This is a genomic window from Streptomyces longwoodensis (assembly GCF_001514125.1).
In the GTDB taxonomy this organism is placed as follows: domain Bacteria; phylum Actinomycetota; class Actinomycetes; order Streptomycetales; family Streptomycetaceae; genus Streptomyces; species Streptomyces longwoodensis.
On sequence record NZ_KQ948566.1, the window covers coordinates 139,968 to 160,745 of the forward strand.

Below are 20,778 nucleotides of genomic sequence, written 5' to 3' on the forward strand. Positions count from 1 at the left end.
CGGGGCGGCCCGCTCCCCGCTGACCGACCGAGGAAGGTCGAACCCATGGCACCATCCGAAGCGGCCCTCGCCACACCGCACCCGGGCGCCGACGGCGCCGCGCCGCCCGCCGTCCTGGAGGCCGTCGGCGTCGGCAAACGCTTCGCGGGCGTGGTCGCGCTCGACGACGTCTCCCTGACCCTGCGCCGCGGCGAGATCCACGCCCTGGTCGGCGAGAACGGCGCCGGCAAGTCCACCCTGATCAAGGTCCTCACCGGCGTGCATCGGCCCGACAGCGGCGAGCTGCGCCTGGGCGGGGAGCCGGTGTCGTTCGCCAGGCCGCACGAGGCGCAGCAGGCGGGCGTGTCCACCATCTACCAGGAGGTCAACCTCGTCCCGATGATGAGCGTGGCGCGGAACATCTTCCTGGGCCGCGAGCCCCGGAACCGCCTGCGCCTGATCGACTTCCCCCGCATGCACCGGGAGGCGGCCGACCTGCTGGCCGGCTTCGGTGTCACCGCGGACGTCCGCCGTCCGCTGAACACCCTGGGCGTGGGCACCCAGCAGATGGTGGCCCTGGCTCGGGCGGTCTCGGTGCAGGCCCGCGTGGTGGTGATGGACGAGCCGACCTCCGCGCTCGAACCGCGCGAGGTGGAGACCCTGTTCCGGGTCATCGAGGACCTGCACAGCCGGGACATCGCCATCCTCTACGTCAGCCACCGCATGGACGAGCTGTACCGGATCTGCGAGCGGGTCACGGTGCTGCGCGACGGGCGGCTGGTGCACACCGGCGACCTCGCCGGACTGGACCGCACCCAGCTGGTGTCGATGATGCTCGGGCGGGAGGTGTCCGAGGTGCGGCGGCACGGTGTCACCCAGTTCAGCGGCGCGCACGACGCCGCCCGCGAACCGGTGCTCACCGCCCGGGGACTGAGCCGCCGTCACCTCCTGGACGAGGTGTCCCTGCAACTGCGTCCAGGTGAAGTCCTCGGTCTGGGTGGCCTGTTGGGCTCCGGGCGCACGGAGACCGCCAAGGCCCTGGCCGGTGCCCTGCCGCTGGACTCCGGCACGGTGACGGTGGGGGGCCGGGAGCTGCGCCGCCCCTCCCCCGCCGCGGCGATCCGGGCCGGCATCAGCCTGCTGAGCGAGGACCGCAAGGCCGAGGGCATCGTGCCCGGCCTGTCGGTGCGGGAGAACATCGTGCTGGCCGCGATGCCCCGCCTGTCCCGGGCCGGTGTCGTCTCCCGCAAGCAGCAGGACCGCATCGTGCGGATCTTCATGGAGCGCCTGCGGATCAAGGCGGCGGGGCCCGAGCAGAAGGTGGAGGAACTCTCCGGCGGCAACCAGCAGAAGGTGCTGCTGGCCCGGTGGCTGTGCCTGGAGCCCAAGGTGCTGCTGCTGGACGAGCCGACCCGGGGCATCGACGTCGGCGCCAAGGCGGAGGTGCAGGCTCTCATCGACGAACTGGCGCAGGAGGGGCTGGCCGTCCTGCTGATCTCCTCGGACGTAGAGGAACTGGTGGAGGGCGCCGACCGAATGGTGGTGCTGCGCGGCGGCGCCGTGGCCGGTGAGCTGAGCGGCGACCTCGTCACCGAGGCCGACCTGCTCGGCGCCCTGGCCGCCCACCCGTCCGAGCCGCCGGCCCCGGCATCCGAGCCGGCCGTCTCCGAAACCCCCGCCTCGGAGCAACCCGCTTGCGAGCCACCTGCTTCGGGGCCACCCGCTTCCGAGCCACCCGCCGACGCGTCGCCGTCGGCGCCGCACGCAGACAAGGAGCAGCCATGACCCAGTTGTCCCCGGCACTGGGACGCCGCGCGGTCCGGCTCGCCGCGCCGGCCTGGTTCCAGAAGTACGGCGTCTACACCGCGGTGGCGGCGCTGCTCGTCTACAACGCCGCCTTCACCGACCACTTCCTGACCGCCGCGAACCTGCGCACCCAGCTGGTGCAGGTCGCCCCAGTCGTCATCGTGGCGCTCGGCATGGCGCTGGTCATCGGCACCGAGGGCGTGGACCTGTCGGTGGGCTCCACGATGGCGCTGGCCGCGGCGCTGCTGCCGCTCTACCTCGGATACGGCATCGTCCCGGCCCTGCTGGTGGCGCTGGTGGCCGGTGTCGTGGTCGGCGCGGTCAACGGCACCCTGGTCGCGGTGGTGGGCCTGCAACCCATCGTGGCGACCCTGGCGCTGTTCGTCGGCGGCCGGGGGCTCGCCCTGGTGATGGCCGACGGACAGCTCAAGCAGATCGAGAACGCGGACCTGCTGGCGCTGGGCAGCGGGGAGGTGCTGGGCGTCCCCGACGTGGTGCTGATCGCCGGTGTGCTGGCCCTGGTGGTGGCCGGAGTGGTCCACCGCACCACCTTCGGCCGGCAGCTGGTCGCGGTGGGCGGCAACCGCGCCGCCGCCCGGCTCGCCGGACTGCCCGTCAGGCGGGTCCTCATCGGCGTCTACGTCCTGTGCGGCGTCCTCGCGGCCCTCGCCGGCGTGCTGGCCACCGCCCGGCTCACCGCGAGCGACCCCTCCGCGCTGGGCAACCTGATGGAGCTGTCCGCGATCACCGCGGTGGTGGTCGGCGGCACCCCGCTGACCGGCGGCTCGGTACGGGTGCTGGGCACCGTCACCGGAGCGCTGCTGATGCAGCTGCTGCGGGCCACGCTGGTCAAGCACGACCTGCCGGACTCCACCGCGCAGATGGCGCAGGCCGCCATCATCCTCATCGCCGTCTACGTCGCCCGGGAGCGTCGGTCCCGATGAAGTCACTCACCACTGCCCCGAACCCGTCGGCCCCGCCCCGGGTCCCGCAGGCCTCCGCTCCCTCCCCCACCGGCCGGGAGCGGATCGCCCCGCTGCTGCAGCGGCACGGCGCCTTCGCCGTGCTGGTGGCCCTCGTCCTGGTCTCCTCGTTCGTCTTCCCGTCCTTCGGCACCCTCGACAACGCCCAGAACGTCTCCGTACAGGCGTCCTTCATAGCCGTCGTCGCGCTGGGCATGACGCTGGTCATCATCACCGGCGGCATCGACCTGTCGGTCGGCTCGGTGTTCGCCCTCGGCGGCGTCCTGGCCGCCTGGGCCTCGCAGTACGGCTTCTGGGCCGCGCTGCTGCTGCCGCTCGTCGTCTGCGGGGCCATCGGCACCCTGAACGGCCTGCTGATCGCCCGGGCCGGCATGGCGCCGTTCATCGTCACCCTGGCCACCCTGCTGGGCGCCCGGGGCCTGCTGCTCGCCCTCACCGACGAGGGCGCCACCACGTACCTGGTGCCGCGGGACTCGGCCTTCGCCGAGCTCGGCCAGGGCACGCTCGGCGGCTTCGGGTACCCCGTGCTCGTCGCGCTGGCGCTGTTCGCGGTGGGCGGGGTGGTGCTGCAGCGCACGTCGTTCGGGCAGTCGCTGTTCGCGGTGGGCGGCAGTGCCGACGCCGCGACCCTGATGGGGCTGCCGGTGGCCCGCACCCGGGTGCTGGTCTACCTGCTCAGCGGCCTGCTGGCCGGCTTCGCCGGCGCGCTCAACGCCGCCCGGCTGTCCTCCGGGGTGACGATCATCGGCTCGGGCATGGAGCTGGACGCCATCGCCGCGGTGGTCATCGGCGGCACGCTGCTGACCGGCGGGGCCGGCTCGGTCAGCGGCACCCTGTGGGGTGTGCTGCTGCTGGCGGTGATCCAGAACCTGATCAACCAGATAGGCTCGCTCAACTCGTCCTACCAGTCCGTGGTCAGCGGCGGCTTCCTCATCGTGGTGGTCGTGGCCCAGCGGTACCTTGCCCGGGCACGCCGCACCTGATGACACACGCCGCAGCGCGGGACCCGTCGCGGTCCTGCGCCCGGCCCGACAAGGAGGGAACGCCGTGGGCGTCAGCCTCAAAGACGTCGCGCAACGAGCGGGAGTCTCGGTCAAGACCGTCTCGAACGTCGTCAACGACTATCCGCACGTCACCCCCGCGATGCGGGCCCGCGTCCAGCAGGCGATCGACGAGCTCGGCTATCGCCCCAACCTCACCGCGCGCCACCTGCGCAAGGGCCGGACCGGGATCATCGCGCTCGCCGTCCCCGAGCTCGGCAACCCGTACTTCGCCGAGCTGGCCAGCGCGGTCATCGACGCGGCGGCCCGCCACCACTACACGGTGCTGCTGGACCACACCGCCGGTATGCGGGAGAAGGAGATGCTCGTCTGCCAGGGCTTCCAGACCCATGTGATCGACGGTCTGATCCTGTCCCCGATCGAGCTGGAGAACCAGGACCTGCACGGCCGCACCGACACCTCGCCGCTGGTCCTGCTCGGCGAGCGCGAGTACGACGCGCCCTACGACCACATCGCGATCGACAACGTGGCGGCGGCGCGCAGCGCGGTGCGCCACCTGATCGCCATCGGGCGGCAGCGGATCGCCTTCCTCGGCGCCCGCGCGGAGAGCGCCCGTCAGCCGGCCCACCTGCGCCTGCGGGGCTGGCGGGAGGAGCTGTCCGCGGCCGGACTGCCGCACGACGACTCGCTGGTGGCCCCCACCGACGGCTACGGCCGGGCGGACGGCGCCCAGGCCATGGCCACGCTGCTGGACCGCGGTGTGCGGCCCGACGCGGTCTTCGCGTACAACGACCTCCAGGCGATCGGCGCCATGCGGGTCCTGGGCGAGCGCGGGCTGCGCGTCCCGCAGGACGTCGCGGTGGTGGGCTTCGACGACATCGAGGAGAGCCGCTTCGGGGCGATCACCCTGACCACGGTGGCGCCCGACAAGCAGGCCATCGCCCGTCAGGCGGTCAACTGCGTCATCTCCCGCCTGACCGACTCGGCCGAGGCCGAGCCACGGCGCCTGCGGCCGGGCCACGACCTGGTGGTACGCGAGTCGACCCTGGGCCGCCACCAGTAGCCCTGGCCGGTAGCGGCAGCCCTCCGCCCGGTCACCCGGGTGCCGGGACGGGCCGGGGTGCCGGCCCGGTCCGGGTGCGGAAGGTGCGGCGGTAGGTGTCCGGGGGGACGCCGACGACGCGGTTGAAGTGGCGGCGCAGGGTGGTCGCGGTCCCCATGCCGGTGGCGGCGGCGATGCCGTCGATGCCGTCGTCGGTCTTCTCCAGCAGCTCCTGGGCGTGGCGGATGCGCTGGGCGAGCAGCCACTGCAGGGGGGTGGTGCCGGTGGCCGCCCGGAAGTGGCGGGTGAGGTGGCGCGAGCTCATGCCGGCCCGGCGGGCCAGGTCCTCCACCGTCAAGGGCTGGTCGAGGCGCTCGACGACCCAGGGGATGAGGGCGGTGAGCGGGTGGGCGTCGTGGTCGGGCACGGGCCGGGTGACGAACTGCGCCTGCCCGCCGGACCGGTGCGGGGGGACGACCAGGTTGCGGGCGACCGTGTTGGCCACGGCGGATCCGTGGTCGAGGCGCACCAGGTGCAGGCACAGGTCGAGCGACGCCGCCTTGCCCGCCGAGGTGAGGACCGTGCCGCCGTCCACGTACAGGACGCCCGGGTCGACCTCCACCCGCGGGTAGCGCGCCGCCAGCACGTCGGTGTGGGCCCAGTGGGTGGTGGCGCGCCTGCCGTCGAGCAGGCCCGCCGCGGCCAGGACGAAGGCGCCCGTGCACAGGGAGACCACCCGGGCGCCCGCGTCGTGGGCCGCGCGCACCGCCTCGACGAGGTCGCCGGGCGGGTCGGCGTCGACGTCCGCCCAGCCGGGGACGATCACGGTGTCCGCCGCCGCGAGCGCGTCGAGACCGCGGTCGGGCTCCACGTGGAAGCGTCCGACGCGCACCGCGTGCGGTCCGCAGACCGCGACGTCGTACCAGGGCCCGGTGACGGCCGCGGGGGCGGGCCCGAACACCTCCTCGGCCACGCCCAGTTCGAAGTGCAGCATCCCGTCCGTGACGGCCAGCGCTACCGAGGTCATGTCCGTAATTGTACGGGGCGTGTCGTTCCTGACACTCACGGCGGACGGGCACCGCTGACCAGGATGGATCCCGTTGATCGGCGCGAGGTACGGGAGCGGACGTGGCAGTGGGACAGACGGTGACGGTGTACGGGGCGTACGGGCACACCGGCCGGTTCGTGGTGGCGCACCTGCGCGAACGGGGGTTCGTGCCGGTCCTCGCCGGACGTGACGCGGGCCGGCTGGAGGCCCTGGCGGCCGAGCACCCCGGCCTGGAGGTCCGTCCCGCTGCGGTCGACGACCCGTCCTCCCTGGACGACGCCCTCGCCGGCGCGGCGGCCGTCGTCAACTGTGCGGGCCCGTTCGCCACCACGGCGGCCCCCGTGATCGAGGCCGCCCTGCGCGCGCGGATCCCGTACGTGGACGTGGCGGCGGAGATCGAGGCGAACGACGACACGTTCACGCGCTACACGGACCGGGCCCGGCGGGCGGGAGCGGTCGTCGTCCCCGCGATGGCCTTCTACGGCGGACTCGGTGACCTCCTGGCCACCGCCGCGACGGGCGACTGGACCGCCGCCGACGAGGCGCACATCGCCTACGGCCTCAGCGGCTGGGCGCCCACCCGGGGCACGCGCCTCGCGGGCCGGGTCTCCGCCGAGCGGCGCGGTGGCCGCCGCGTGCGCTTCACGGACGGCCGACTCCAGTACCACGACGACGAGTTGTCCACGGTGGTGTGGCCCTTCCCCGAGCCCGTGGGCTCCCGGCCCGTCGTCAGCGAGTTCACCATGGCCGACGTCGTCACCCTCCCCAGCCACCTGGCCGTTCCTGAGGTGCGCACGTACATGACGACCGAAGCGGCCGCCGGCGTGGCGAGCCCGGACACCCCGGCCCCCACCCCGGTCGACCAACGCGGCCGCTCCGCGCAGACGTTCGTCGTCGACGTCGTCGTACGCCGCGGAAGCGCCGAACGCCGCGCCGTCGCCCGCGGCCAGGACATCTACGCCGTCACCGCACCCCTCGCCGTGGAAGCGGTCGACCGCGTCCTCACCGGCCGCACCCGCACGACCGGCGTCGCGTCGGCGGGCGCCCTGTTCGACGCCCCCGACTTCCTCGACTCACTGGCACCGCACATCGCGTGGGAGCTGCTCCCGGCCACCGGATCGTAGAGGTACGTGTCGGCACGGCAAAAGGGTGCCCCGGCCCGGGAGTCCGGACCGGGGCACCCCGCCCGTCGAGGACCTGGCTAGCGGTACATGACCGTCGTCGCCGTGCGCACGCTGCGCGCCGGCAGTGTCACGCTGAGGGTGTGCGTGTCGGCGTTCCACTGCCAGGCGGTCGCCGCCGCCGCGGCGCCGCTCAGCGTGACGCGGTCCGGCTTCGTGTCCACGCCGCGGAAGGACACGGTCCATGCGCGCCGGCTCACCTGGCCCTTGAAGGATCCCTTGGCGGGGTCGATCGTCAGCAGGTGGGCGCCGTGGTGCTCGGTGTAGCGCAGTCGCGTGGTCGCCGCCCGCTGCGGGGCGGGGCTGACGCCGTCGTCCTCGTAGAGGGAGAAGGAGCCGGAGGCTCCCGCCGTGACGGTGACGGCGACCTTGTCCAGCGGGTGCCGGGCGTCACTGGACACGTTCTCGGCCCGCGTGGTGACGACGGAGCCGGCCCGGACGAAGACCGGCATGGTGTCCAGGGTCGTGGCGACGTCGTGACTGGCGCCGCCCGCGGGTGCGGTGTACGTGCGTCCGGTGAAGTAGTCCGTCCACTGCCCCGGCGGGAACCAGACCGACGTCGTCGTGCTGGTGCCGGGCGTGGTGACCGGCGCGACCAGCATGTCGGGGCCGTACAGGTACTCGGTGCCCGCCTTGCTGTAGGCGCCCTCCTCCTCCGGGTACTGCAGGTACAGCGGCCGGACGATCGGGACTCCGGTGGCCGTGGCCTGCTGGGCCAGGGTGTAGGTGTACGGCACCAGCGACTCCCGGAGCCGCAGGAACTTCTCGGCGGACGCCTCCGCCTCGGGGCCGTACTGCCAGGGCAGCCGGTCGCTGTGGTTGCTGTGCAGTCGGTCGACCGGCTGGAACGTGCCGAACTGCACCCAGCGTGCGTACAGGTCGTCGGGCAGCTTGGTGGTGCGGTGGGTCTGGCCGCCGGAGGTGTACGTCTCCGCCCCGGGGATGCCGTAGCCGTCGTTGTGGCCGCCGATGTCGTGGCTGACGGCGGCCATGCCGGTGGCGGCGGACTCACCCGGTGTGTAGCCGACCTCGGCGCGCAGGGTGCCCCAGTTGGAGGTGGTGTCCCCCGTGAAGTGCAGCGTGCTCCGCTTGTCGGCCCAGGGCCCGGTGGGCAGGCCCACTCCCCCGCTGTAGCCGCCCGCCTGGAGGGAGCCGTAGGCGCGGGAGAGGACGAAGCCCCGCTCGCTGGTCTCGGCGGTGAGGTCGGCGTACTGCTGGTTGATCCAGGCGTCCGGGGTGACGCCGGCCCGCGAGGACCGCGAGGTGTCGCAGCACCAGTCCAGCCACCAGAAGTCGTTGCCCGCCCGGTCCATCGGCCGGTGCAGGTCGAGGTAGGCGGCGAGCTGGTCGGGGTCGCCGAAGTCGAAGGTGTAGCAGTCCGCGCCGCCCGCCGATCCGCAACCGCCCTTGCGCAGCTTGCCCTTGGCGGTGGCCTGCGCCTTCGCGAACTGCGGGTCGTCGCCCAGGATGCTGGGGTGCACGTTCAGCGTGTTGTGCAGGCCCTGACCGGCCGACCAGTCGAAGAAGCCCTTCGGATCGGGGTACTTGGCCGGGTCGAAGTTCCAGCCGGACCAGGTGTTCGGTGCCTTGAAGTCGGTGTCGGTGACGAGGACGTCGAGGGGCACGCCCGCCGCGCGGAACGCGGGCAGGATCGTGTTCCGGTAGTCGCTCGCCGTGCGGTCGATGTACTCGGAGTACCAGACGCCGTACGCCCACCGGGGCAGCAACTGAGGCGGACCGGTCAGCGTGGCGAGGTCGGACAGGCCCCGCTGGTAGTCGTGGCCGTAGCCGAAGAGGTAGCCGTCCTGGTAGGGCTGCCCGCCGTGGGCGGGGCGGGTGGACGTCTTCCGGGTGGCGGGGTCGTGGACGGCCGAGGCGGTGTCGTCGAGCAGGTACCAGCCGTCGCGGTGCAGCAGGCCGGGCGTGGTCCAGGGGACGGGCTCGCTGTCGCCGTTGAGTCCGTCGAGGCTGCGCCGGTAGCCGCCGAGGGCGAGGTGCGGCGCGGGGGCGGGCGCCTGCCGGTCGGCGAGCGCCAGGCTGTCGACGTTGACGTGGCAGCTGGTGGCGTCGGGGCAGCCCAGGGCGACGCTGTCCGTGCCCGCCTTGAGCTGCACGGGCAGCGAGGCCGTCGCCCAGGAGTCCCAGGTGTCCGTCGGGGGCAGCGACAGGGTGGTGTCGGTGCCGCCCTGGGTGGTGACCCGCACGGTGCGCGCCTGGTGCAGCCCGTCGCCGCCGGTGCCGTTGGCGTAGCGCAGGTGCAGCAGGTACGTGCCGTCCGCGGGTACGCCCGCGATGCGGTCGGTGATGCCGGCCCCCTGGTTGAGCTCGGCGGTGAAGCCGTAGCCGGTGTGGCCCTTGTGGTCGGTGGCGATGCCCGCGGAGCCCGCCAGGAGGGCGTCCTCGGCCTCGCAGCTGGTGCCGAACCGGCAGCCGGGCAGGGCGCTGTCGGCCCGGGACGGGTAGGCGGCCCCTGATCCGAGGAGGGCCACGCTGTCGACGTTGACGCTGCCGGAGTCGGCCGCCGTGCGGTGCAGGGTCACCGTGTGGGGACCGGCGCCGAGGGACAGCGGCAGCCGGGCCACTCCCCAGGTGTTCCAGTCCTTCGTCTCGGGGAGGCTGAACGTCCGGTCCGCGCCGCCGTCCACGCTCAGGCTGAGCGTCCGGGTCTCGTGACGGCCGTCGCTTCCCGCGGAGTTGGCGTACCGCACGGCGAAGTCGTACGTGCCCGCGGTCGTCGTCCGTACGTCGGTGGACAGGGAGTTGTTGTCGACCTCGAACCCGGCCAGGAAGCCCTTCCCGGTGAACCCGCCGTGGTCCGCGGCGAGTCCGGGCCCGTCGTAGCGCTGGTCCTCCGCCTCGCACAGGGCACCGGGCGCGCAGGCGCGGTACTGCCAGGGAGCCGCCACCACCGGCTGCTGCCCCGCCTTGAGGCTCACGGTCAGGTTGTCCGCGCCGAAGGGGCCGGAGCCGACCCGGTACCGCAGGGTCACCGCGCTGGTGGCGATGGTGAGGACGCCGTCGCGGACCGACGAGGTGTAGGGCGGCGGGGTGAAGGAGCCCCGGCCGACCGCGTTGAAGGTGGAACGGTCCTCGAAGCGGCCGTCACCCGCGTACTCGGTCCGGATCAGGGTCGGTGACAGGACCTGGAACCGGGCGTCCGACACGGACACCGTCCCGGTGCGCTTCGGCGCGCCGGGGCTGTCCGCGGCCGCACCACCGGGGACGGTCAGCAGGAGCCCCGCCGACAGGCCGGCCGCGAGGGGGACGATCAGCGGGGGGCGCCACTTCCGGGGCGATCTCGAAGGCGTTGGTCGCACAGCATGCTCCCTTGGGCCATTTACAACGTTGTCATGACGGTCCGAGCGCATGAGATCACGCGTGTTTCCCCCTGTCCACACCTCCAACGGGCTTCGTTGCAACGGCCGATGGGTCCGCGCCGGTCAGGGGGCCGTTCCGGCCGCGGTGACGCCGGCGACGGCTCCGAAGCACTCCTTCGGACCGCCCGCCGCCGGGACGAAGCAGGCTTGCAACGATGTACGAAGGTCCACCACGCTCATGAGGGTGTGGACGTAGGTGTCCGCTTCCGTGCGGTTGGTGACCCGGGCGCCGTGGACCCGGCCGTCGGTGCCCCCCGCCCGGAACTCGACCCGGTCGCCCAGGGCCGCGCCCCACATCCGGGCCCAACTCGCCCCGCACACCGGGTTGTAGCGGATCTGGACCCAGGCACCCGTGGCGGTCTCGTGCTCGGCGAGCGTCTGCGGGCCGGCGCCGCACCGCGTCGTGAGCGGGTCCTTGCCCTGACAGGAGCGGTGCCGGCAGAGCGGGCCGGTGGTGGAGGCGGCGGGCGTGGGGGCCGGCCGCGCCTGCTCGCGGTGCGGCGGGGGGAGGTGCAGGAGGACGAGTGCGCCCAGGGCCAGGGCGAGCAGCGAGGCGAGGGCGGTGAGGACGGTGGTGCGACGGTGCGGGGATGGGGAAGGGTGTGCGGGGGCGGTGTCGGCCGGAGCGGGGGCGGTCGGGGCCGTGCCGCCGGCGGTGGTGTCGGTCGGGGCGGTGGCCGGGGGCGGGGTCTCCGGCGGGCTACCGGTGCCCTCGGCGGCGGGACTCCCCGGCAGGACCGGTGGGGCCGGTGACTCCGTCGTCGCGGGCTCCGGGTCGTGGGACGTCCGGTCCGTGCGGGCGATGTCCAGGAGGGCCAGCGGATGGTCCGCGGGTTCGCCCGCGAGACGGCACAGTTCGACCACCGCGCTGCGCGGTGGCAGGCTCCCGCCGTTCAGGTACCGCTGCCACGACGACTTGCTGAAGGTCGTCGCGTCCGCGAGCTGCGCCAGGCTGAGTCGGGTGCGGGACTTCAACTCCCGCAGCACGGCCGCCAGTCGGGCGCCCGGCGGAGAGGGTGCGCTCCGCGTCATCCGCGCAGCGCCTTCCACGAACGCGGCCCGACCATGCCGTCGGCGACCAGGCCCGCCCGCGCCTGGAACGTCTTGACCGCCCGCAGCGTCAACGGGCCGAACATGCCGTCGATGCCGCCGGGTGAGATGCCCGCCCGGCGCAGCAGGCACTGCGCCTCGGCGACATCGGCGCCCGTGGCGCCGTAGCCGATCTCGGTGTCGCGGCCCTGGTTGAGCCCGGCCGACCACCGGCCGTCGACGCGCGTGAGGTGACAGGTGTAGGCGGGCGGCGAGGAGGCCGCGGCGCTGGTGGGCGCGGCGACGACGGGAGCGGGGGCCGCGTGGTCGTCGAGGCGCAGCACGAGCAGCAGCGTGACCCCGAGGGCCACGACAAGGGCGGCCAGGACCGCCGTGAGTGCCCTGTGCGGGAAGCGGGTCGGGGCGGCGGGACGAGGCCCCGCGGGACTGCCCGGTGGTTCCTGCTCCCCCTCCGCCGACTCCCTCACGTCCACGACGTCCGCCGGATCCCCGGCGTGTCCGGCCGGGTCCTGCTCGACGGGCAGGGTGTCCGCCGCGGGCCGGCCACGGCGGCTGTCCCAGGAGTCGGCGGCTATCTCCCGCAGCGCGAGGAGGGGGGCCGGGTCGGCGCCGGTGATCCGGGCCAGGGCCTCCACCGCCTCACGGGGCGGCAGGGACGTACCGCCCAGGTAGCGCTCCCACGACTTGGCGCTGTAGCCGGTCTTGGCGGCGAGATGACGCAGGGTCAGCTCGTCGCGGTCCTTCAGCCGGCGTAGGCCGGAGACCAACTGCTGAGCATGAGGGTCCAGTTCGGCGGGCAGCGCCTTGGAGCGCGGCATGTTTCCCCCAGAGCGGTCACGAGCGTGGTCGGCGGCCCCCCTTCCGCTGCTGCGCATTCTGCATGAGCCCGGTACATCTGTCACAGGGGACCCACACGCCGTCCCGCCGGACCGTCCCACCGGACGGCGTCGCCGCAGGTCAGGTGGGTGGTCGTCCCGTCCGGCCGTCAACTGGGCCGTGGGCATGGCCGCCGGGCCCGCGGCTCCGGCACCTTTGGTCTCGCCGCCACTCCCGTCGGGCGGGAGAGACGGGAGCGGCGCGCACACCCCACGACCGAAAGAGGAACACATGCGACCGAACGCTCTGGGCAGGACCATCGCCGGCCTCGTGGCCGTCGCCGGCCTCGCCGCCGGCACTGTGGCGACCGCGGGCACCAGCTTCGCGGCCCCCGCGGCGACCGTGCCCACCGCGCAGACGGCGACGGCCGCGCAGGCCGCCGCCCTGGCCGCGACGCAGAACTTCGGCCTGACCACGGCCGAGGCCAAGAACGTCCAGGACTTCCTCGCGGACTACTGGGGCTACACCGGCGCCATCGACGGGCAGCTGGGCACCAACAGCTGGAAGGCGTTCCAGCGGTGCCTCGCCAAGTACTGGGGCTACACCGGTGACATCGACGGGGACCCCGGCCCCAACACCATCAAGGCCCTGCAGCGCCTGCTGAAGGCCGACTACGGCTACACCGGTGACATCGACGGCATCGCCGGCTCGGGCACCCGGGCGGCGTTCAAGCGCTTCGCCGCCTGAGCCAGTCGCCGAGAGTACGACCGCGGCCCGTCCTTGACCCGCAAGGACGGGCCGCGGCGCGCTCTCTCCCCCCTCGCTTCCCCCCTCGCCCGCAGCCGAAGGAGAACCTCGCCGCCATGGGAAGACTCGCACCCCTCGTCCGCGCCGACGACGGACCCCCGCCCCGCCGGGACACGCACCGGGCCGCAGCAGGCTGGCGGATCCGCGTCGGGACGTTCGCCGCCACCGCGGCCATGGTCTCGGCCGGACTCGTGCTCGGCGCGCACCCGGCGGCCGCCGCTCCGGCGCCGGTCAGACTCACCTCCGCGTCCTGCCCCGACGAGATCGTGCAGGGCCAGACGAGCGGCTGCGTCACCGAGTTGCAGAACCTGCTCAACGCGCACGGCGCCGGCCTGACGGTGGACGGGCAGTTCGGCACGGCCACGCTGTACGCCGTCCGCGAGTACCAGGCCGCCACCGCCATCGCCGTGGACGGCCGGGTGGGCCCCGCGACGAAGAGCAAGCTGTACGCGACCGGCGGCTCGGCGCCCGCCCCCGTCAACCTCAACTCCTCCTCCTGCCCCGCGAACATCGTCCAGGGCGCCAAGGGGGGTTGCGTCACCGAGCTCCAGCGGCTGCTCGTCCACCACGGCTACGCGGTCGACGTCGACGGTGACTTCGGCGCCGGCACGGCGAGCGCCGTCCGCAGCTTCCAGACGTCCCACGGGCTCACGGCCGACGGCCAGGTCGGCACGAACACCAAGCGGGCGCTGTACGACACCGACGAGTCCCCGTCCACGGGCCTGGACCTGCGGTCGGCGTCCTGCCCGGAGAACATCGTGGAGGGACAGAGTGGCGGGTGCGTCGCCACGCTGCAGTCCCTGCTGAACGGCAAGGGCCAGAGCGTCGACGTCGACGGCAGCTTCGGACCGCGGACCCTGACGGCCGTGAAGGCGTTCCAGTCCGCGAGCGGCCTGTCCGCCGACGGTCAGGTCGGCCCGAACACCAAGGCCGCCCTGTACGCGAACATCGGCGGCGGTGGCGGCAACGGCGCCCCGGCACCGGTCAACCTCACCTCCGCCTCCTGCCCGAACGAGATCGTCCAGGGCCAGCGCAGCGGCTGCGTCACGGAGTTGCAGAGCCTGCTCAACCACCACGGCGCCGACCTCGCCGTCGACGGCGACTTCGGTCCGCTCACCGACAGCGCCGTCCGGGACTTCCAGGCCGAGAAGGGCCTCGCGGTCGACGGCCGCGTGGGACCGAACACGAAGGCCGCCCTGTACGGAGCGGTCACCCCGCCGTCGTCGCCCGCCCCGGGTGGCGGCTACGCCAAGATCCTCGACGTGGCCGCGGCCGAGGTAGGCACGGTCGAGGGCAGCGCCCGCGCGAACAGCTACGGGGCGTCCGTCGGGCTGTCGCTGTCCACGAGCAACTACGCCTGGTGCGCGACGTTCGTGAGCTGGGTGGCCAAGCAGACGGGCGCCAGCTCCTACCGGAACTCCTACGTGGAGGGCTGGGTCAAGCAGGCCCGGGCCGGCAACTACCACCTGTCGGTGACCACCAACCCCCAGCCCGGTGACATCGTCGCCTTCGACTGGGACGGCGGGAGCGACTTCACCGGCGGCAACGAGCACATCGGCATCGTGCGCACGGTGTCCGGCGGCTCGTCGTTCACCACCGTCGAGGGCAACACCAGCAACCCCAACGGCGGGAGCGACGGCGTCTACGTCAAGAACCGCTCCACGAACAGCGGTTACGACGTGGTCTTCATCCGCGTCCGCTGAGCGACCCCGTCGGAGGTCACGCCAGGAGCGCGGCGACCGCCTCCGGGTCCTCCCGCATCGCGTTGTGGCCGGTGGGCACCTCGCTCACCCGCCAGCGCGGGTCGGCCCGGAGCCGGGAGCGCAGGTCCGCGAAGGGGGTGCGGTCCTCCCAGCCCGAGCAGTAGACGAACTCGCGCTGCGGCACCTCGTCCACGACGCCGGTCAGCCGGGCCGTCTGCACCAACGAGGCGAGCGGGTGCGGCCGGCGGCGGGGATCCCCGCCGGCCGGGGGCAGCACGGAGTAGCCGGTGCCCGCGGCCCCGGAGAGGAACGCCTGCCGGTACTCCTCGCTGGTCGACGACCAGCACGAGTCGCCGTCGCGCGGCACGTAGGCGTCGAGGTGCACGAGGCGTGCCACGCGGCCCCGGGCGCGGTCGGCCGCGACGGCGATCACCATGCCGCCGTAACTGTGGCCGACCAGCGTCACCCCGGTGAGGCGCGCCTCGTCGAGGAGGCGCAGGACGTCGTCGGCGTGGGTGTCGAGGTTGGCGGCCGCGACCGTCGCCTCGTCGTCGTCGGGCCGCAGCCCGGTGAGGGTGAGGGCGTGCACGGTGTGACCGGCTCGCTCCAGCAGCGGGACCACCCGCTCGAACGACCACGCACCGTGCCAGCCTCCGGGCACGAGGACGAACGTCGCCATGGGCTTCTCCTCTCCTTCCCCGCGACGCCGTCGCCCGTCCGTCGATGACGGCTGGTGCCGGGGCGGGTCCGCGGTGCGTGACCCCTCCAGGTGATCACGCCGGAGCACGGTCCACTACCGCTAGGGGGTGTCTCGTCGATCACGCCGCGAGTCCGGCATGCTCGACGAGACACCCCCTGGGCTGCCGCGTGATGCCCGTTCGCCGCCGACCGAGCTGCCGGAGCCGCGGGACGACCGGCTGCGGTCGCTCGCGCGGATCCTGTCCGAAGACCCCACGACCAACGCCCCGTTGGCCGAGCCGGGGCAAGCCGTCGGCCGGTACCCCTACTTGAGGTACGGGCCGTCCGTCCCGATCTTCCCGGGACCGTTGAGGACGTACACCCGCAGGTTGCCCTTGCCGGGTGCCGCGACGCTCAGGGAGCCGTTGGTGACGGTCTTCACGTCGCCGGTCACGGCGTCCCGGTAGGTGCCGTCGGGAATGCCGGAGTAGGTGGCCGCGTCGGTGACGGTGACCAGCGCGAAGCTGTCGGTGCTCCCGCTGGTGTAGCGCCGTTTGTACGCCATGCCGCCCGAGATGCCCTCGGTGGAGTACTGGCCCGCCTGGAGCGCGGGGACGGCCCTGCGGATCTGGTTCAGCCGTTGCAGGTGCTTCACCAGCGGCTGGGCGAGGGTGGTGGCGACCTCGCCGCTCGCGGACGCCACGGTGCCGAAGTCCGAGGCGGTGACCGTGCCGGCGAGGTGGTCGCCGTAGTAGGCGCGTCCGGTCGTGGCGAGCGGGCAGGTGGGGCCGCAGTCGATCTGCTTGCCCTTCTGGAACTCGGTCTCCGAGCCGTAGTACAGGGTCGGGATGCCGCGGAAGGTCCACATCAGCGACATGTTCTCGGCCCAGGCGTCGGTGCCCCCGGCGTACCGGGTGCTCGACTTGTTGGGGCCGTAGTCGTGGCTGTCGACGTAGACGACGTTGTACGTGGCGTCGTTGACGCTGTCGTCGGAGTCCTTGCCGTTGCTGAAGGCATTGTGCGCGTCACCGAAGTTCATGTGCATGCGCATGTCGATGATGTTCATCCCGGAGGACCTGCTGTGGTCCGGCGTGTGGTACGCGTTGCCCTCGAGGAAGGCGTTGGTGGACGTCGGCTGGCCGGCGGTGCCCAGGTCGTTCTCGTAGGTGTACTGCTCGAGCGCGGCGGCCGTGTCGTCGGCGCTGTACTCCTTGCGTTCCTTCCAGGTGTAGAACTGGGCGGAGTGGTTGACCGAGCCGCGGTTCCACTTGTCGTTCACGAACGCCGCGACCTCGCCGAAGACGAAGAAGTTCTGCGCCGCCCCGGCGCCGAAGCGCTGGGTGACGCGTTCCTGGATGGCGGGCAGGAAGCGGCGGTTCCAGGTGACGCGGGGGATGTGGACGGCCGTGTCGATGCGGAAGCCGTCCACGCCCATGTCGATGTACTTGTCGTAGGCCCCGATGAGGTAGTTCTGCACCTGGGTGTTCTCGGTGTTGAAGTCGGCCAGGTCCTCGTGCAGCCAGCAGGAACGGGAGTCCTCGCCCTCCCAGTTGCCGATCCAGCACTGGTGGTAGTAGGCCTTGGGGAACATCCCGGACGTGGGGCTCGGCCACTGGCAGTTGTAGAGGGTATAGCCCTCCGCGCTCTTCCCGCCGGTGGGCTTGCCCCAGTTGAGGCAGGTGTTGCCGGCGGGCTCGGCGGTCGACCACAGGTCGCCGTTGTAGTACGCCTTGCCGGACTTGGGCTCGACGGTGAGGCCGTCGTACGCGAAGCCCTCGTTCCTCTCGTCGTAGTACCAGCTCCACTGGCTGTCCCGGACGCCGTAGACGGTGGGGGTGAACAGGCCCTTGGCGCCCCAGCGGGAACTGTGGTTGTAGACGACGTCCTGGTAGATCTTCATGCCCTTGGCGTGGGCGGCGTTGATCAGGTCCTGGTAGGAGGCGCCGGTGGACTCCAGCCGCGGGTCGACCTGGTAGAAGTCGTAGCCGTGGTACCCGTGGTAGTCGTAGTCGGAGCGGTTGAGGACCACCGGGGTGATCCAGACGGCCGAGAACCCGAGGGCCTTGATGTAGTCGAGGCGTTCGACCAGGCCCTTGAAGTCGCCCCGGAACATGGGGTCGCCGTTCGCCGCGTTGCCGGACTTGGTGTGCTGGCTCCCGCCCCGGTTGTTGGTGCTGTCGCCGTCGTAGAAGCGGGCGGTCAGCACGAAGTAGATGGGGTCCTTGCGCGGGTCCGTGCCCAAGGGGGTGCCGGCAGCGGGGGTGGCCGGCTTCTTGCCGGTGGTCGCGGTGACCCTGGCCGAGGCGACGGAGGTGTTGCCCGCCGCGTCCACCGCCTTCACCGTGTAGGCGTAGGTGGTGTCCTCCTCCAGGCCGGTGTCGGACCAGACCGTGGAACCGGCGTCGACGACCGACGTTCCCTTGGTGCCGCCGGTGCGGGTGACCTGGTACCCGGCCACGCCGGTGTCGTCGGTGGCGGCGTCCCAGGACACCACCACGGAGGTGTTCGTCGCGCTCGCCCGGACGTTGGCCGGGACGCTGGGTGCCCTGGTGTCCGGCCCGGCGGCCGCGCACGGGTCCTTGGCGTTCGCGGTCACGGTGGTGTTCTTCACCGTGCTCGTCCCCGTCCCGAGGGCGTAGTCCGCGCTGTTGTTGTTGTCCCAGACGCCGTTGCCGTTGTTGAAGGCGGCCTTGAGCGAGGTCGCGGTGCCGAGGTCGACGGTCTTCTTCCACCAGCCGGCGCAGGCCACCTCCATGCCCACGCCCGGCACGGTCGTCCAGGAGCCCCCGGCCGGGGCGTAGTGGAGGTTGGCGGTGGTCCACCCGAGGGTCTCGGTCGAGTAGTAGACGGTGGCCTGGTTCCCGGACCCGGTGCCGGTCCCGCCGGAGCCGGCGCACGGGTCGCTGTGGGCCACCACACCGTCCTTGACGGTGATGTCCCCGGTGCCGAGGGCGTAGTTGCGGCCGCCGTTGTTGTCCCAGACGCCCTTCCCGTCGGTGAACGTGGCCTGGAGCCCGGCGGCGGAGCCCAGGTCGACCGTCAGCTTCACCCAGTCGGTGCACGCGGCTTGCATGCGCGTCCCGGGCACGGTGGTCCACGCTCCGCCGTCGGGGGCGTAGTGGAGGTAGTGGTCGGTCCAGTTCTTGGTCTTCGTGGAATAGAAGACGGTGGCCGTGGTGCCGGTCGCGGCCGCGTTCGTCGAGGTGGCGGCGACCGCGGGGGTCGTGGGAAGGGTGAGGGGCAGGACGAGCGTCGTGGCGGCGAGGGCTCCGGCCGCCCAGGACCGGGCGAGGGAGCGGTGGCGTCTCATGCGGCTCCTGGTTGGGTGGGAAGGGGCCGTTCCTGCACTGCATTGGGTTACTGCAACTTCCAGCAACCGCTTGCAGGCGTGGGGAGATTACTCGTGGGCACCCTGGACGTAAAGGGTTCGCCCACGAATGGGCGTCGGCAGGCGACGCACGGATGCCGGGGGTACGACGATCAGCCCGAGCGGCGCCTCAGCGGAACTCGTGGACCACCTGGATCTCGCCGACGATGTGGGCGTTGAACTCGTCCAGCTCCTCGGCCGGGACCCAGAGTTCGAGGATCGTCCGCCCGCCGGCCTGCTGCACGGGGTACCGGCTCAGGTACTCCGACTCGACGTCGAAGCGCGTGACGTACCCGACGCCGTCGTGCGGCACGTTCCAGTCCCGCGCGATCCTGATCGCGTAGTCCTCGTTCAGGACCGGGTAGAAGATCGGCTGCTCGGGCAGCCGGGGCGGCCAAGCGCGCCAGTTCGCCTCCCGCACCAGCTCCAACTCCTCGGGGCCGGTGGGGCGCCACAAGGTCGTCGTCGGTCGCAGGCTGGTCATGTGCGTCACTTTCTGGACGTGGCCGCCGGTGCGGCGGGCGGGTCGGGAGCCCGGACGATACCGGCGCGGCGCACGCGGCGGCCAGCGCAATTCGTGAGGTGATCCAGCGTCAGACGACGCTCACCGGATGCCGTACCACCGCGTTGAACAGGTAACCCTGGGTGTTGGGCACGGCGAGGTCCGGCTGCGTGCGGCCGGCCGTGTCCGTGGCGCGGGCCAGGAGGTGGGTCGCGCCCGGTGTGTCGGGCCGCCAGTCGAGGGACCAGCGGGTCCAGGTGTCGGCGCGCGGGTGGTCGTGCAGACGGGCGGGCCGCCACGCCGCTCCGCCGTCCGCGCTGACCTCGACGCGGGCGATGGCGCCCGCGCCGGACCACGACCGCCCGTGCAGGACGTACCTGCGTCCCGCCGCGAAGGTCGCCCCACTCGCCAATTCGAAGGCACTCTTGATGGTCTGCCGGGTCAACGGCGCACTCCCGCCCTCGGGATGGGCGGGGCCGAACAACCGGTAGAACGTGGTGTTCCAGGGCGAGAACAGCGGCTGCGCGGACACCTCGATGTCGCCGACCCACTTGATGGAGGCGATCCCGATCCAGGATGGCACCACCAGCCGCACGGGGTAGCCGTGGTCGTGCGGCAGCCGCTCACCGTTCATCTCGTACGCCAGGAGCACGTCGTCGAGCGCCTTGGCCAGCGGCAGCGGCCGGCGGACCCGCCCCAGGCTCTCGCCGCCGCTGACGTACTCGGCGTCCAGCCCGCGCGGTTGCACGTCGACGGCGTGGTACGACAGCCCGGCCCGGCGCAGCACGTCGGACAGACGGACCCCGCGCCAGCGCGCCACCCCGATCGCCCCCAGCGTCCACGCGGTACCGGTGACCGTCTCACCCTGCTGCGTCGTGTAGAAGGAGCGGCCGTTGCCCGCGCACTCGACGAACGCGGTGCGGGTGACGGACGGCAGGGCTCGCAGGTCGTCGTAGCCGAACTCCACCGGACGGTCCTCACCGGGCGTTCCACGCAGCCCGCTCCCCCACAGCCGCAGGCGCCAGTCGGTGGCGTCCAGCACCGGCGTGGCGGTGTGGTTGCGGACGAAGAACAGCTCGTTGGGGGTGTGGTGACCGGTTCCGCGCAGCGCTTCCCAGCGGGTCTCGGCGTTGGTGCCGCGCTCGATGAACCACTCCGGCGGCAGGGGCTTGAGGATGGTGCGGTCCGCGACGCCGACCGCCGTTTCGGCGGCGGAGGCGTTCTCGGGATTGCCGAGTGCCGACCCGACAGCGGTGGCCGTCGCGGCTGCCGCGAGCAGGGTGAGCAGCCGGCGGCGGGACACACCGTCGGCCTTGGCCTCCCCCGCGAGCCACTGGCGCAGCCTGCGGCGGTCGTAGTCGGTCTCGTGACGGTCACCGGGCTGGGCGGGAGAGGGCATGGCGGGTCCTCGGTGTGGGGCGGCGGAGGGGCATGGCGG

The 20,778-nt window shown here is 72.8% G+C and carries 15 protein-coding genes; 7 read left to right on the forward strand and 8 right to left on the reverse strand.

Translation table 11 applies throughout. The features are described from left to right. Positions 1–45 precede the first annotated feature (45 nt). The 4 genes from AQJ30_RS34450 (at position 46) to AQJ30_RS34465 (ending at position 4,832) form a co-directional block, all read left to right on the forward strand. The gene (locus tag AQJ30_RS34450) at positions 46–1,764 is read left to right on the forward strand and encodes a sugar ABC transporter ATP-binding protein (protein WP_079084493.1); all 1,719 of its coding nucleotides are present in this window, start codon (positions 46–48) and stop codon (positions 1,762–1,764) included. Further along, positions 1,761–2,729 (forward strand): ABC transporter permease, encoded by a 969-nt coding sequence (locus AQJ30_RS34455; protein WP_067241705.1) that lies wholly within the window; start codon positions 1,761–1,763, stop codon positions 2,727–2,729. Before AQJ30_RS34450 ends, AQJ30_RS34455 begins: the two co-directional genes overlap by 4 nt. Further along, a complete protein-coding gene (locus AQJ30_RS34460) occupies positions 2,726–3,751 on the forward strand; it encodes an ABC transporter permease (RefSeq protein ID WP_067241707.1) in 1,026 nt (341 codons plus the stop codon). Before AQJ30_RS34455 ends, AQJ30_RS34460 begins: the two co-directional genes overlap by 4 nt. Before the next feature lie 64 nt (positions 3,752–3,815). Beyond that, positions 3,816–4,832 (forward strand): LacI family DNA-binding transcriptional regulator, encoded by a 1,017-nt coding sequence (locus tag AQJ30_RS34465; protein WP_067241709.1) that lies wholly within the window; start codon positions 3,816–3,818, stop codon positions 4,830–4,832. Positions 4,833–4,863: 31 nt separating this feature from the next. Here the strand turns inward: AQJ30_RS34465 and AQJ30_RS34470 are convergent, their stop codons facing one another. Then, the gene (locus tag AQJ30_RS34470) at positions 4,864–5,838 is read right to left on the reverse strand and encodes a helix-turn-helix domain-containing protein (RefSeq protein WP_067241711.1); all 975 of its coding nucleotides are present in this window, start codon (positions 5,836–5,838) and stop codon (positions 4,864–4,866) included. A gap of 101 nt (positions 5,839–5,939) precedes the next feature. On the opposite strand from AQJ30_RS34470, the gene AQJ30_RS34475 reads away from it, so the two are divergent. Further along, the gene (locus tag AQJ30_RS34475; protein ID WP_067241713.1) at positions 5,940–6,983 is read left to right on the forward strand and encodes a saccharopine dehydrogenase family protein; all 1,044 of its coding nucleotides are present in this window, start codon (positions 5,940–5,942) and stop codon (positions 6,981–6,983) included. 77 nt (positions 6,984–7,060) lie between these two features. Here AQJ30_RS34475 and AQJ30_RS34480 read toward each other — a convergent pair whose 3' ends face one another. From AQJ30_RS34480 to AQJ30_RS34490, 3 genes are all read right to left on the reverse strand, one after another. Then, a complete protein-coding gene (locus tag AQJ30_RS34480; RefSeq protein WP_067241801.1) occupies positions 7,061–10,270 on the reverse strand; it encodes a TIM-barrel domain-containing protein in 3,210 nt (1,069 codons plus the stop codon). 210 nt (positions 10,271–10,480) lie between these two features. Then, a complete protein-coding gene (locus AQJ30_RS34485) occupies positions 10,481–11,449 on the reverse strand; it encodes a helix-turn-helix domain-containing protein (protein ID WP_067241715.1) in 969 nt (322 codons plus the stop codon). Then, positions 11,446–12,285, reverse strand: a complete 840-nt coding sequence (locus AQJ30_RS34490) for a peptidoglycan-binding protein (protein WP_067241717.1) — start codon at positions 12,283–12,285, stop codon at positions 11,446–11,448. Before AQJ30_RS34490 ends, AQJ30_RS34485 begins: the two co-directional genes overlap by 4 nt. A 289-nt stretch (positions 12,286–12,574) precedes the next feature. Here AQJ30_RS34490 and AQJ30_RS34495 point away from each other — a divergent pair, with 289 nt between their 5' ends. Further along, a complete protein-coding gene (locus tag AQJ30_RS34495; RefSeq protein ID WP_067241719.1) occupies positions 12,575–13,030 on the forward strand; it encodes a peptidoglycan-binding domain-containing protein in 456 nt (151 codons plus the stop codon). A gap of 116 nt (positions 13,031–13,146) precedes the next feature. Then, positions 13,147–14,793 (forward strand): peptidoglycan-binding protein, encoded by a 1,647-nt coding sequence (locus AQJ30_RS34500; protein WP_067241721.1) that lies wholly within the window; start codon positions 13,147–13,149, stop codon positions 14,791–14,793. Positions 14,794–14,809: 16 nt separating this feature from the next. On the opposite strand, the gene AQJ30_RS34505 is transcribed toward AQJ30_RS34500, so the two are convergent. The 4 genes from AQJ30_RS34505 to AQJ30_RS34520 all read right to left on the reverse strand — a co-directional run bounded on the left by AQJ30_RS34505 (position 14,810) and on the right by AQJ30_RS34520 (position 20,739). Next, a complete protein-coding gene (locus AQJ30_RS34505) occupies positions 14,810–15,472 on the reverse strand; it encodes an alpha/beta fold hydrolase (protein ID WP_067241723.1) in 663 nt (220 codons plus the stop codon). A 324-nt stretch (positions 15,473–15,796) separates the two neighbouring features. Continuing rightward, positions 15,797–18,781, reverse strand: a complete 2,985-nt coding sequence (locus AQJ30_RS34510) for a carbohydrate binding domain-containing protein (protein WP_067241725.1) — start codon at positions 18,779–18,781, stop codon at positions 15,797–15,799. 187 nt (positions 18,782–18,968) lie between these two features. Further along, complete coding sequence (locus tag AQJ30_RS34515; RefSeq protein WP_067241726.1) at positions 18,969–19,322, reverse strand: hypothetical protein; 354 nt, start codon at positions 19,320–19,322, stop codon at positions 18,969–18,971. A 109-nt stretch (positions 19,323–19,431) separates the two neighbouring features. Next, positions 19,432–20,739 (reverse strand): sulfite oxidase, encoded by a 1,308-nt coding sequence (locus AQJ30_RS34520; protein WP_067241728.1) that lies wholly within the window; start codon positions 20,737–20,739, stop codon positions 19,432–19,434. Between the last annotated feature and the right edge of the window lie 39 nt (positions 20,740–20,778).